Source organism: Streptomyces lacrimifluminis, assembly GCF_014646095.1.
In the GTDB taxonomy this organism is placed as follows: domain Bacteria; phylum Actinomycetota; class Actinomycetes; order Streptomycetales; family Streptomycetaceae; genus Streptomyces; species Streptomyces lacrimifluminis.
On sequence record NZ_BMMU01000015.1, the window covers coordinates 67,825 to 82,620 of the forward strand.

A 14,796-nucleotide genomic window follows, 5' to 3' on the forward strand; every position below is an offset into this window, starting at 1 on the left:
CGGGGCTCATGAACCACATCCGTGAGCCGACTGCGGGCGGCGGACCTGGCCGCCACGGGACACCGCAGGGAGCAGGATGTGCAGGACCGTGTTGGCGTGGGAGTGGCTGGTGATCAGGCCGGCGTCGCGCAGTACGGCGGTGTGATCGCTCGCCGCCGTAGGTGTCGCACCGCCCCGGCGGGCGGCCTCGGTGGTGGTGGAGCCGGTCGTTCTGCCTGCTCATGACCGGACAGCCGGACGGCCGGATGCGGGGCGGCGGGCCCCGGAGTGCCGGGGCCCGCCGATGCGTGCTGTTCGCCGCCGTGGGGCCGAACCCAGGGCGGGTGTCTCAGTTCATCAGGCACGCCCTGTCCGGTTCTTGAGCCAGTCGTGCAGGGTTCGCGCGGTTGTCTCGCCGTGTTGTTCGATCATGGAGTGGTGGTCGCCTGGGACGTCCACCACGTCCAGCGGTACCGGCCACACGGTCTGCCAGTCGTCGGGGACGGTGCGCGGACGGCCCGAGTCGGCAGGGATCAGTTCGGAGGCGCGGAGGAGGAGTACGGGGGTGTCGACAGGCCGTGGACGCCAGGGCTCGAAGAGGGCGAAGTACGAGGCCATCGCGGTGAGTCGCATGCCGGTCATGCGTCCGAACTCTGCCTCTCGTTCGAGGGAACGCTCCTCCATGACGTGGACGATGTAGTCGGTCTGCGGGGTGCCGGCCAGGTAGGTGTCCAGCATGACCACTCCGGTGGCGGGGGTTCCGAGTTCCTCCAGGCGGCTGGCGACCGCGTAGGCGAGCGACCCTCCGGAGGACCGGCCGGCCAGAGCGAACGGGGCACCGTCCAGGTCCCGGAGGATCGTGCGGGCCGCGTGCTCGACGACCGCTTCGACGCTGCCCGCGACGAGTTCGTCGGCGGTGAATCCCGGCATCATCAGGGAGTAGGTGCTGCGCAGGCCGCGCAACGGCCGGGCGAGGCTGACGAACTCCTGGTCGCTTGCCCACACGGAGGTCGACGGCAGGCCGACGAGGGCCGGGTACTGGTCCCCGTCGCCGAGTTTGACCAGCCCCGGGGCGTTGCCGACCTGGTCGGCCGAGGTGAACGCGGGGCGCAGGCCCGCCGAGTTCATCAGGACCCTGCCCGCCTGGTCGTAGCGGCCGACGGTGAGGGCATGCCGGTAGAGGGCCTCGACGGCGCCCGCGACGGCGGTGGCCGGGTCGGTCGGGGCCGTGGCGCGCGCGGGCTCGTCGGCGGGGGCGGTGAACTGCCGGTTGAGGGCCGTGACCAGGGCCGTGGGGGTCGGATGGTCGAAGACCAGGGTGGGCTGGAGCCGCAGTCCGGTGGCGGCGGCGAGCCGGTTGCGGAGTTCGACCGAGGTGAGGGAGTCGAAGCCCAGCTCGCCGAAGGCCCGGTCGGCGTCGATGCCGTCGGGGCCGCTGTGCCCCAGCACCCGGGCGGCCTCGGCGCGCACGAGCTCCAGCAGTGCCACCTCTCGAGTGGCGGAGTCGAGACCGGAGAGTCCCGTGGCACTCGTCCGGTCAGCCCTGGGGTTGCCGTCGCGGACGGAGGCCCTGCGGGGGGCGGCGGCGCGGGCAAGGCCGCGCAGGACGGCCGGAATCCGTTCCGCGGGCATCGCTTCGGCGGACCTGAGCGCGAGGCGGAGAGGAACGAGCAGCGGCTCGTCCGGTTCCGCCATGGCCCGGTCGAGGATTTCAAGTCCGTACTCGGCGGTGAAGGGCAGCAGTCCGCTGCCGCCGAGCCGGACGCGCGCGGACGCGTCGAGTGCGTCGGCCATGCCGCCGGTGCCCTGCCAGGGGCCCCAGGCGAGGGAGAGCGCGGGCAGCCCCGCGGCCCGGCGGTGCTGGGCCAGGGCGTCGAGGAAGGCGTTGGCCGCCGCGTAGTTGGCCTGGCCCGGGCTGCCCAGCACTCCCGCGGCGGAGGAGAACAGCACGAAGGCGGTCAGTGCGTGTCCGGCGGTGGCGTCGTGCAGGTGCCAGGCCGCGTCGGCCTTGGGACGCAGGACGCTGTCGAGTCGGGCGGGAGTCAGGTCGGTGACGAGACCGTCGTCCACCACTCCGGCGAGATGGACGACTCCGGTGAGGGGATGACCGGCGGGGATCCCGGCGAGCAGCCGGTCGAGCGCCTCGCGGTCGGCGACGTCGCACGCGGCAAACGTGACCTGGGCGCCGGCGTCGGTGAGTTCGGTGGTCAGGGTGTCGGCTCCGGGCGCGTCCGACCCGCGCCTGCCGGCCAGCAGCAGGTGCCGTACACCGTGCCGGGTGACGAGGTGCCGGGCCACGAGGGCGCCGAGGCCTCCGGTCGCGCCGGTGATCAGGACGGTGCCGTGCTCGTCGAACCGTGTCGGCTGCCCGCCCGGGGGGACGGCCGTCTCCGTGGGCTTCGCGGGCAGTCGGGTCAGCCGCGGCAGGTGCGCGGTGCCGGCGCGCAGGGCCAGTTGCGGTTCGCCCGTCGCGAGTGCGCCCGGCAGGGCGGCGAGCGAGGTGTCGTCCTCGTCCAGGTCGACGAGCACGAGCCGGCCCGGATGCTCGGCCTGGGCCGCTCGGGCCAGGCCCCACACGGCGGCGGAGGACGGCCGTGGCCCCCGGTCGTGCGGGCCGACGGCGACGGCGCCGTGGGTGACGAGCACCAGGCGGACGCCGGCCAGCCGGTCGTCGGCCAGCCACGCGCCAAGGGTGTCGAGCGCCTCGCGGGTGGCGGCGCGGGCTGCGGTGGCCGCGTCGTCGTTCTCCGGCGCGTCGCAGAAGACGACGACGGCGGTGGGGGTCGGCGCACCGCCGTCGAGCGATTCGGTGAGGGACTGACGGTCGAGGTAGGGAACGACGTCCAGGCCGGTGGCGGCGGCCAGTCGAGGCCGCAGTTCCCGCGGATCGAGTCCGAGCATGCCCCACGCACCGGACGCCTGCCCGGACCCGGGGGCGGGGAGCGCGGTCGGCCACTCCAGCCGGTACAGCGGCTCGTTCTCCCGGGCGGTGGCGCGTTCCGGGACGGCCGAGGGGGTGCGCAGGGTCAGGGAATCGACGGTCAGGACCGGCCGGCCGTCGGGGGTGGTCAGGTGGACGCGGACCGCGCCGTCCCCGGTGGGTGAGAGCCGGACGTACAGCTCGTCCGCGCCGGTCGCGTACAGCCGTACGCCCGACCAGGCGAAGGGCAGTCCCGCGGGGACCGCGGTGCCCTCGGGGCCGTCCGCGCCCAGGATGCCGAGAGCCAGGGGCTGGAGTGCCGCGTCCAGGAGCGCCGGGTGGACGCCGTACCCGACGGCGGTGTCCGTGCCGTCGTCGGGATCCGTACGGGAGGCGGACTCGGCATCGTCGGGCAGGACCACCCGGGCGTGGAGTGCGCCCGCCGTCTGCCAGAGATCGGTGAGGCCGTGGAAGGCCGGGCCGTATGCGAGGCCCGCTTCCGCCGTCCTGTCGTAGAAGTCGTCCAGCGGCACCCGGCGGGCGTCGGCCGGCGGGTGTGCGGCGGCGCCCGTGTCCGGGGCGCCTGTCAGGTCGTCCTGTGCGAGGAGGCCGGTGGCGTGCCTGGTCCACGGCAGGTCGGGGGTCTCCTCCGGCCTGGCGTGGACGGTGAAGGGCCGTCGGCCGCTGTCGTCCGCGGCCTCGACCGTCAGTTGGAGGGCGATTCCGGCGCGTTCGGCCGACGGAAGCGGCAGGGGCGCGTGGATGACGAGTTCGTCGAGCCGGTCGCAGCCCACGTGTTCGCCGGCGTGCAGGGCCAGTTCGACGAAGGCCGTGCCGGGCAGCAGCGGGGTACCGGCCAGCGCGTGGTCGGCCAGCCAGGGGTGGCCGGCGAGGTCGAGCCGTCCGGTGAGCAGCACTCCACCGGACGCGGGCAGCGCGGTGACGGCACCGAGCATCGGGTGGTCCGCCACGGCCATGCCGACGGCCGACGCGTCCCGGCCGACGCCACCGCCGCCCAGGACGCGCAGCCAGAACCGACGGTGCTGGAAGGCGTACGTCGGCAGCGGGACCGTACGGGCGCCCGTGCCCGCGAAGTACGCGTCCCAGTCGACCGGCGTGCCCTCGACAGCGAGCCGTGCGACCGCCGTGACCAGGGCGTCTGCCTCCCCGAGGTCACCTCCGCGCAGGGCGGCCAGGCAGGTCACGGCGGCTGGGGTGTGGTCGGCTGCGGTCTCCTCGGTCATCGCGGTCAGGGCGCCGCCCGGGCCCACCTCCAGGAAGGTGCGCACCCCTCGGTCGAGCAGAGTGTGCAGCCCGCCGACGAAGCGGACCGTGTCGCGCACATGCCTGACCCAGTAGCCGGGTGCGCACAGCTCGGCCGCGGATGCCGCGGTTCCGGTGATGTTGGAGATGACGGTCAGTTCGGGCTCGTGGAAGGTGACCTGCGCCAGTTCCGCGGCGAAGTCCGCGAGCATGGGTTCCATGAGCGAGGAGTGGAAGGCATGGCTCACCGCGAGCGTCTTGGTCCGGTAGCCACGCCCGACGAACTCGGCCGCGACTCCCAGGATCTCGCTCTGCGGGCCGGAGACGACCACCGACGAGGGGCCGTTGACCGCGGCGATGCCGACACTGCGGTCCGAGTGGGAGGCCAGCACCCCGACCACCTCGGTCTCGGGTGCCTGGACGGCCAGCATGACTCCACCGGGCGGCAGCGCCTGCATCAGCCGGCCGCGCGCCGCGACCACACGGCAGGCGTCGGCGAGCGACCAGACTCCGGCGACATGCGCCGCGGCGAGTTCTCCGACGGAGTGGCCGATCAGCACGTCGGGGCGGATGCCCCAGCTCTCCAGGAGCCGGTACAGCGCCACTTCCACGGCGAAGAGGGCGGGCTGGGTGAACTCGGTCCGGTCCAGTTCCCCGGTCCGTCCGGGGTCGGTGGCGAGGACGACGTCGCGCAGCGGGCGGGGCAGCAGCCCGTCGAACCCCGCGCAGATCGCGTCGAAGGCCGCGGCGAAGACGGGGTGACGCTCGTACAACTCACGTCCCATGCCAGCCCGTTGGGATCCCTGACCGGGGAAGACCACGGCGAGCGGGGTCTCGCGCACGACGCCCCGGATCACCTCGGCGGTGGCGTCCGGCGTGCCGACGGCGAGCGATTCCAGCCCCGCGACCAGCGCGGGGAGGTCGTCGGCGACGACGGCGGCCCGGTGGGCGAGAGCGCTGCGCGTGGTGGCGAGCGAGCAGGCGATGTCCAGGGGGGTGACGCCGGGGCGTGCCCTCAGATCGGCGAGGAGACGTGCTGCCTGATCGCGCAGGGCTGCTTCGGTGTGGCCCGAGACGAGCCAGGGCAGGACGCCCGCGGGGCGAGTCGCTTCCGGCGTCGCTGCCGGCCCTGTCTCCTGTCCCTCCCCGTGTTCCGGCCCCTGTTCCTGCCCGTGTTCCTGCACGGGTGTATGTTCCTGTTCCTGCTCAGGTGCCTGTTCGAGGACGAGATGGGCGTTGGTGCCGCTGATACCGAACGACGACACGGCGGCCCGGCGCGGTCGCCCGGTCTCCGGCCATGGCTGTTGTTCCGTCAGCAGCCGTACCGTACCGGCCGACCAGTCCACCTGCCGCGTCGGCTCGTCCACATGCAGCGTGCGCGGCAGCACACCCTCCCGCAACGCCAGCACCGTCTTGATGACCCCGGCGACACCCGCGGCGTACTGGGTGTGGCCGATGTTGGACTTGATGGAGCCGAGCCACAGCGGCCGGTCCTCGGGGCGATCGCGGCCGTAGGTCGCCAGCAGGGCCTGCGCCTCGATCGGGTCTCCCAGCCGGGTCCCCGTGCCGTGCGCCTCGACGACGTCGACGTCCGTCGCGGCGAGCCCGGCGCCGGCCAGGGCCGCCCTGATCACCCGTTGCTGGGAGGGCCCGTTGGGCGCGGTCAGCCCGTTCGACGCGCCGTCCTGGTTCACCGCCGAACCGCGCATCACCGCCAGCACCGGGTGGCCGTTGCGGCGCGCGTCCGAGAGCCGCTCCACCACCAGCATCCCCACGCCCTCGCCCCACCCGGTGCCGTCGGCCGTGTCCGAGAACGCCTTGCACCGACCGTCGGAGGAAAGCCCGCCCTGGTTGGCGAACTCGGCGAAGGCCCCGGGCGTCGCCATGACGGTGACGCCGCCGGCGAGCGCGAGGTCGCACTCCCCCGCCCGCAACGCCTGCCCCGCCAGATGCAACGCCACCAACGACGACGAACACGCCGTGTCCACCGTCACCGCCGGACCCTCAAGACCCAGCACATACGACACCCGACCGGACATGACGCTGCCGGACGAGCTGGTCAGCGACGGCGAGGGGGTCGTCGTCCACGGTCAGGTGGGCGGGCGGCAGCGCGGGGCTCGCCGCTTCCGCGCCGCCGAGCAGTTCCTGGTGCAGGAGGCCGACGAGGGCGTTGGGAGTGGGATGGTCGAAGACGAGGGTGGCGGGCAGCCGCAGACCGGTCGCGGCGTTGAGGCGGTTGCGCAGCTCGGTCGCCGTCAGCGAGTCGAACCCCAAGTCCTTGAACGGCCGTCCGGCCGCGATATCCGCCACGCCGGAGTGGCCCAGTACCGCCGCCGCCCGGGTACGCACCAGATCAAGCAGCGCCGCACGCCGCTCCGGCTCGGCGAGTCCTGCGAGGCGGTCGCGCAGTCGGCCGGCGGCGGTGTCGTCGTCGGCGGAGGCCCGGTCGGCGCCGGACTCGCCGCGCAGCGCGCGTGCCGCCTCGGGGATCTCCTCGATCAGCGGGCGGCGTCGGGCCAGGGCGTAGACGGGGGCGAAGCGCGCCCAGTCCATGTCGCTGACCGTCAGCGCGGTCTCGGCGTGTTCGACCGCCTCCCGCATCACCTCGATCGCCGACTCGGGCCGCATCTGCCGTACGCCCATGCGGTCCAGCTGGCCGGCGAGCGCTCCGAAGCCTTCCAGCATGCCTCCGCCGGCCCAGCCGCCCCACGCGAGCGAGGTAGCCGTCAGTCCGCGTGCCCGTCGCTCGTACGCGAGCCCGTCGAGGTAGGCGTTGGCGGCGGCGTAGGTCGCGTTGCCCGCGCTGCCCCAGACCGCGGCGCCGGACGAGAAGAGCACGAACGCGTCGAGGTCGAGCCCGGAGGTGAGTTCGTCCAGGTGACGGGCGCCCTCCGCCTTGGCGGCCATGCCGTCCGTCAGGTCCTGCGGTTCGACGGCGAGGGCCGGACCGTAGCTCGTGGAACTGGCGGCGTGGATGACGGCACTCAGGGGCCATGCCTGCGGTATGTCGTCCGCCAGTACGGTCGCGAGAGCGTCCCGGTCGGCCACGTCGCAGGCCGCGAACGTCACCTCGGCCCCGAGGGCCCGCAGTTCCTGGGCGAGTTCATCGGCCCCTGGCGCCGTGTCGCCCCGGCGACTGAGGAGCAGCAGGTGTTCCGCGCCCTCGGCGGCCAGCCAGCGGGCCAGGTGGGCGGCGATGCCGCCGGTCCCGCCCGTGATCAGTACCGTGCCGCGCGGTTTCCACGGCCGTACCGGCCCGCGGTCGGCCAGCGGCGCCCGGACCAGCCGCCGCGCGTAGGCGGCGGGGCCGCGGATCGCCAGCTGGTCCTCACCCGCGGCGGCGCCCGACAGCAGGGCCGGCAGGAGGGTGGCGACGCTCTCGCTCCAGTCGCGCGGCAGGTCGAGGAGACCACCCCACCAGTCGGGATGCTCAAGGCCCAGCACCTGGCCGAGCCCCCACAGCCGGGTCGCCTCCGACCGTACGGCGTCGCTGGTGGCCACGGCCGCGGCCCCCCGGGTCAGCCACCACAGCGGGGCGTTCACGTCCGCCGCGCGCAGGGCGCGGGTCAGGGCGAGGGCGTCGCCGGCCGTCTCCAGAAGGGAGACGACACCGGCGTAGGGAGCGGCATGGCCCGCGATGTCCGTACCGAGGGTCGCGTGGGTGGAGACGTCCAGGTCGGCGCCTGCCGCACGCAGTGCTTCCGCGACCTCTCCCCCGGCGCTGCCCTGGGGGACGACCAGCAGCCAGCGCCCCGACAGCGGCGCACCCTCCGCGGCACGGGTCGAGGTGCTGATGCGCCGCCAGACCACGCGATAGCGCCAGTCGTCGATCGCCCGGCCGGCCGCGGCGCGTGCTCCGGGGCCGTCCGGCATCTCCATCCAGAAGCGGCGGTGCTGGAACGCGTAGGTGGGCAGGTCGACCGGCCTGGCGCCACTCCCCGCGAACCACTCCTGCCAGAGCACGCCCGCACCCCGGACGTACGCCTCGCCCAACGACAGCAGCAGCCGCTCAGAACCACCCTCGCCGCGGCGGAGCGTTCCGGTGACGGCCACGTCCCGCCCGGCCGATTCGGCCGTCTCCTGCACAGCGGCCGTGAGTACGGGGTGAGGGCTCGCCTCGACGAATACATCGTGTCCCTGCTCCAGGAGCAGCCGCGTCACCCGCTCGAACTCCACCGGCTGCCGCAGGTTCCGGAACCAGTACTCACCGTCCAGGGTCTCCGTGTCGACCCGCTCTCCGGTCACCGCCGAGTAGAAGGCCACCTGCGAGGACACCGGCGTCACATCGGCCAGCAGTTGCGCCAACTCGGCCCGCAGGCCGTCCACTTGGAAGGAGTGCGAGGCGTAGTCGACGGCGATCCGGCGTGCCCGTACGCCCTGTTCCTTCGCCCACGCGAGCAGTTCGTCCAGTGCCCCGGTCTCGCCCGCGACCACGACCGAGGCCGGGCCGTTGACCGCCGCCAGATCGATCCGGCCGTCCCAACGGGCCAGTTCCTCCCGTACGTTGTCGGCGGGAAGCTGAACGGAGACCATCCCGCCCTGGCCCGACAGCGCGAGGATCGCCTGCGAGCGCAGCGCCACCACCCGGGCACCGTCCTCCAACGACAACGCACCCGCCACCACAGCCGCAGCGATCTCACCCTGCGAATGACCCACGACGGCCGCCGGCTCCACCCCGTTTGCCCGCCACACCTCCGCCAGGCTGACCATCACCGCCCACAACACCGGCTGAATGACGTCCACCCGGCCCAACTCGGCCTCATCCGACAGCACATCCGTCAGCGACCAGTCGACAAACTCCGAAAGTGCCTGCTCGCACTCCCCCATCCGCGCCGCGAACACCGGTGAGGAGCCCAGCAGTTCCACCGCCATCCCCACCCACTGCGCCCCCTGGCCCGGAAACACGAACACCGTCTTGGCCTTGGTGCCCGTTCCCGTGACCAGGCCCGGTGTCTCCGTGTCCTCTGCCAGGGCGCGCAGCCTGTTCAGGAAGCCGTCCCGGTCGTCGGCGATGAGTACCGCCCGGTGTTCGAGGGCGGCACGGGTGGTGACGAGGGAGTGTCCGACGTCGATGGTGGTGAGGTCCGGGTGCTCGTTCAGGTGATCGAGCAGGCGGCTCGCCTGCGCACGCAGTCCCGCCTCGGTGGCCGCGGAGACCGTCCAGGGGACAGGGCCACTGATGGGCCGTCCTCCCTCATCCCTCGGCTCAGCCTCGGGCTCTCCGGCCTCTTCGACCTCTGCGGTTTCTTCGGGTTCTGCGGCTTCTTCGAGGATCACGTGCGCGTTCGTCCCACTGATCCCGAACGACGACACACCCGCACGCCGCGGACGCCCCGTCACCGGCCACACCCGCTCCTCCCGCAACACCTCCACCGCACCCGACGACCAGTCCACCTCCGACGACACCTCACCCACATGCAACGTCCGAGCCAACACCCCCGCCCGCAACGCCATCACCGTCTTCACCACACCAGCCACACCAGACACCGCCTGCGTATGACCAATATTCGACTTCAACGACCCCACGAACAAAGGCCGCTCACGCCCACCCCCAAACACCCCCAACAACGCCTGCGCCTCAATCGGATCCCCCAACCGCGTCCCCGTCCCATGCGCCTCCACCACATCCACATCCGACGCCGACAACCCCCCACTCACCAACGCCTGCCGAATCACCCGCTGCTGCGCCCGACCACTCGGCGCACTCAACCCGTTCGACGCACCATCCTGATTCACCGCCGAACCCCGCACCACCGCCAACACCCGCCGCCCATGACGCCGCGCATCCGACAACCGCTCCAGCAGGACGACAGCGGCACCCTCGCCCCAGCCGATGCCGTCGGCGGCGTCCGAGAACGCCTTGCACCGCCCGTCGACCGCCAGCCCGCGCTGCCGGGCGAAGACGACGAAACCAGCCGGAGTCGCGAGGATGCCCGCACCCCCCGCCAGCGCCAGGGAACAGTCACCCTGCCGCAATGACTGGGCGGCGAGGTGCAGCGAGACGAGCGACGACGAGCAGGCGGTGTCGACAGTGACCGCCGGGCCCTGGAGCCCGAGGGCGTACGAGATGCGGCCGGACATGACACTGCCCGTGCCACCGGTCAGCGCGTACCCCTGGTCCTCGGCGGAATCGAGGAGCATGGCCCCGTATCCGGTCGGCAGACCTCCGATGAAGACTCCGGTGCGGCTGCCGCGCAACGACAACGTCAGCAGCTCACCGCGCAGGAGGCCGGCGAGGGCGGTGGGAGTGGGATGGTCGAAGACGAGGGTTGCGGGCAGCCGCAGACCGGTCGCGGCGTTGAGGCGGTTGCGCAGCTCGGTCGCCGTCAGCGAGTCGAACCCCAAATCCTTGAACGGCCGGTCCGGGGTGAGAGTGTCCGGCGTCGCGTGCCCGAGAACCGCGGCGGCGTGCTCCCGTACGAGGTCCACCAAGGCGTCCTGTCGTTCGACGTCGGTGAGCCGGCCGAGGCTGTCCCTCAGCCGTGTGACGGTCGCGTCGGCCTCCGCCCCGTCCACGGCCCGGTCCTGGCTGCCGTCCCGTAGGGCGCCGGCGACCTCGGGGATCTCCTCGATCAGCGGGCGGCGCCGGGCCAGGGCGTAGACGGGCGCGAACCGCTGCCAGTCCATGTCGGTGACGGCGAGGGTGGTCTCGTCGTGCCCGACCGCGTCCCGCATGACCTCGATGGCCAGCTCGGGCTGCATCTGGCGTACCCCCATCCGCTCCAGCCGGCCCGCGACGGCGTCGGAACCCTCCAGCATGCCTCCGCCTGCCCAGCCGCCCCAGGCGAGCGAGGTGGCGGGCAGTCCGCGGGCGCGGCGCTGGTGGGCCAAGGCGTCGAGGTAGGCGTTGGCGGCGGCGTAGGTGCCGTTGCCCGCGCTGCCCCAGACCGCGGCGCCGGACGAGAAGAGCACGAACGCGTCGAGGTCGAGCCCGGAGGTGAGTTCGTCCAGGTGACGGGCGCCGTCCACCTTCCCCGTGGTGCCGCCCGTGAGTTCCTCCGGCTCGATGGACAGTACGTCGGAGAAGGTCGCGAGCCCGGCGGCGTGGACGACTGCGGTCAGCGGGGTCTCCTCCGGTATGTCCGCCAGTACGGCGGCCAGCGCGTCCCGGTCCGCGACGTCGCAGGCCGCCAACGTCACGCGCGCCCCCAACGCCTCCAGTTCCCGGCCCAGTTCGGCGGCGCCCGGAGCAGTGGCGCCGCGACGGCCGGCCAGCACCAGATGCTGCGCCCCTTCGGCGGCAAGCCACCGGGCGACATGCGCACCGACACCACCGGTCCCACCCGTCACCAGAACCGTCCCCCGGGGCTGCCACGCACGGACCGGTTCACGTCCCGTCGGCACGGCTCGCACCAACCGTCGTACGAAGACGCCCGACTCACGCACGGCGACCTGGTCCTCACCACCGGCCGCGGCCCCGAGAACCGTGGCGAGCAACTCGCCAGTACCGTGGCTCCATTCGGCGGGCAGATCGACGAGGCCGCCCCACCAGTTCGGCTCCTCAAGGCCCACCACCTGCCCGAGCGCCCACAGCTGCGCGGCTTCCGCGCGTACCGCGTCGTCAGGGGTCACCGCGGCGGCGCCCCGGGTCAGCCACCACAGGGGTGCCTTCACGTCGGCCTCGTGCAGATCCTTCAGGAGGGCGACGGCCTCGTCGAGGGAGGCGGGAGCGGCGATCACACCCGCGTAGTCGCCGGGAACGGCTCCTGCGGCGACCTCGGTCTCCGCCCCGGCATTGCGCAGGGCCACGGCGACCTTGTCCGGGGTGGAGATCAGCAACCAGCGTCCGGACAAAGGCTGGTTGTCGGCAAGGGCACTCCGGCGCCAGACGACGCGATAGCGCCAGCTGTCCGAGGCCCGTCCTGCGGTGCCTGCGGCCACGGTGAACTCGGGCCAGTAGCGCTGGTGTTGGAAGGCGTAGGTCGGCAAGTCGACCCGCCTGGCACCACTCCCAGCGAACCACTCCACCCAGTCCACCCGCGCTCCATGCACATACGCCTCACCCAACGACAGCAACAGCCGCTCCAGACCACCCTCACCACGCCGCAACGTCCCCGTGACCGCAACCTCCCCACCCACCGCCTCCGCCGTCTCCTGCACCGCCCCCGTCAACACCGGATGAGGACTGATCTCGACAAACAACCGATGCCCCCCCTCCACAAGACCGGTGACGGTGTCTTCGAGACGAACGGTCGAACGGAGGTTGCGAAACCAGTACTCGGCGTCCAGACCAGCCGTGTCGAGACGTTCGCCAACGACCGTCGAATAGAACGGCACATGACCGGAAACGGGCGACAACCCGCCCAGCACGCCGTGGAGTTCCTCACGGACACCCTCCACCTGCACGGAATGCGACGCATAGTCCACATCAACCCGCCTGGCACCAACACCCCGGCCCGTCGCCTCCGCGATCACCTCATCCAGATCCCGCGGCGCGCCGGCCACCACCACCGACGAAGGACCATTCACCGCAGCCACCTCGACCCGGCCGTCCAGCACCGCCGCCAGACCTCGCACCTCATCGACGGGAAGCTGAACCGAAACCATCCCGCCCCTGCCCGACAACGCGAGAATCGCCCGAGAACGCAGCGCCACCACCCGCGCACCATCCTCCAACGACAACCCACCCGCCACCACAGCCGCAGCGATCTCACCCTGCGAATGACCCACCACAGCCACCGGCACCACACCGAACGACCGCCACACCTCCGCCAGAGACACCATCACTGCCCACAACACCGGCTGAACCACATCCACCCGGCCCAACGCCACCTCATCGCCCAGCACATCCGTCAACGACCAGTCCACAAACCCCGCAAGCGCCCGCTCGCACTCCCCCATCCGCCCCGCGAACACCGGTGAAGAGCCCAGCAGCTCCACCGCCATCCCCACCCACTGCGACCCCTGCCCCGGAAACACGAACACAGGACCACCCTCACCCGCACGACCCCGCACCACACCCGCGTCCGGCCGACCCTCCGCCAACGCCGACACACCCCGCAACAACTCCTCACGCCCACCCCCCACCACCACCGCCCGATACCCCAACACCGCCCGCGACGACGCCAAGGAATAGCCGATGTCGGTCAGCGAGACATCCGGGTGCTGGGTGAGATGAGTGAGGAGCTTCGCCGCCTGGGCGGGCAGGGCTGTCGCGTCGCGTGCCGAGAGCACCCAGGGAGCCGGGCCCTCGTCCTCGCCTCCGGTCGGGGAGTCGTAGTCACCCTGCTCCAGAATGATGTGGGCGTTCGTTCCGCTGATCCCGAACGACGACACACCCGCACGCCGCGGACGCCCCGTCACCGGCCATGCCCGCTCCTCGGTCAACAGCTCCACCGCACCCGCGGTCCAGTCGACCTGCCGTGTCGGCTCGTCCACGTGCAGTGTCCGCGGCAGGACGCCGTGCCGTAGGGCCATGACCGTCTTGATCACACCGCCCACGCCCGCCGCGGCGACCGTATGGCCGATGTTGGACTTGATGGAGCCGACCCACAACGGCCGCCCCGGCGGCCTCCCTTGGCCATACGTCGCCAGCAGTGCCTGCGCCTCGATCGGGTCGCCCAGCCGGGTCCCCGTGCCGTGTGCCTCCACCGCGTCCACATCAGCGGCGGTCAGCCCCGCACTCGCCAGCGCCGCCCGGATCACCCGCTGTTGGGAGGGCCCGTTGGGGGCCGTCATACCGTTGGAAGCGCCGTCCTGGTTCACGGCGGAGGCGCGGACGACGGCCAGGACGGGATGTCCGTTGCGGCGCGCGTCCGAGAGCCGCTCCACCATCAGCACACCGACGCCCTCACCCCAGCCGGTGCCGTCGGCAGTGTCCGCGAACGCCTTGCACCGCCCGTCCGAGGCCAGTCCGCCCTGCCGGGCGAACTCGGGGAAGATGCCCGGCGTCGACATCACCGTCACACCTCCCGCCAGCGCGAGGTCGCACTCTCCGGCCCGCAGCGCCTGCACGGCGAGATGGAGGGTGACGAGAGAGGAGGAGCAGGCAGTGTCGACCGTCAGCGCCGGGCCCTCCAGACCGAGGGTGTACGCCACTCGGCCGGACATGACACTGCTGGTCATGCCGGTGAGCGACGGGCTCTCCTCGGAGTCGTGGCCCATGGCGAGGAGTCCGACGAAATCCTCCGATCCGCCGCCGAAGTAGACACCGGTGCGGCTGCCGCGCAACGACAACGGATCCACACCCGCCCGCTCCACCGCCTCCCACGACACCTCAAGCAGTAGCCGCTGCTGCGGATCCATCGCCAACGCCTCACGCGGCGAAATACCGAAGAACTCCGCGTCGAACCCGGCGGCGTCACGGAGGAACCCGCCTTCCAGCGTGGCCGAGGAGGCGATGCCTCCGGCCTCCTCGTACAGTTCCTCGATGGGCCAGCCCCGGTCCTCGGGGAATCCGGAGATCGCGTCCGCCCCGTCGGCCACCATGCGCCACAGATCTTCGGGTGACTCGACCCCACCGGGAAAACGGCACGCCATGCCGGTGATGGCGATCGGCTCGCGAGCCCGCTCCTCCGTCTCCCGCAACCGCTCACGCAGATCGCGGGCGTCGGCGACGGCGCGCCTGAGGTAGTCGCGGAGTTTGCTCTCCATGGCCGAACCGGACGTGGCGGATGAGCTCGACATGCGTGCGT

General features: G+C 72.4%; 1 protein-coding gene and 1 pseudogene. Both read right to left on the minus strand.

Features of this window, described 5'->3' with window-relative positions; genetic code table 11:
• Positions 1-336 precede the first annotated feature (336 nt).
• A pseudogene (locus tag IEY89_RS22455) lies at positions 337-6,222 on the minus strand (type I polyketide synthase); the annotation flags it as partial.
• Positions 6,167-14,788 carry a type I polyketide synthase gene (locus IEY89_RS22460; protein WP_189149271.1) on the minus strand — a complete coding sequence of 2,874 codons (8,622 nt, stop codon included), beginning with the start codon at positions 14,786-14,788 and terminating at the stop codon, positions 6,167-6,169. The pseudogene IEY89_RS22455 and the gene IEY89_RS22460, both read right to left, overlap by 56 nt.
• Positions 14,789-14,796 lie beyond the last annotated feature (8 nt).

What these genes read in the sequence shown, in the direction of transcription:
- IEY89_RS22460 (WP_189149271.1), bottom strand. Translation starts at nt 14,788, where the DNA reads ATGTCGAGCTCATCCGCCACGTCCGGTTCGGCCATGGAGAGCAAACTC.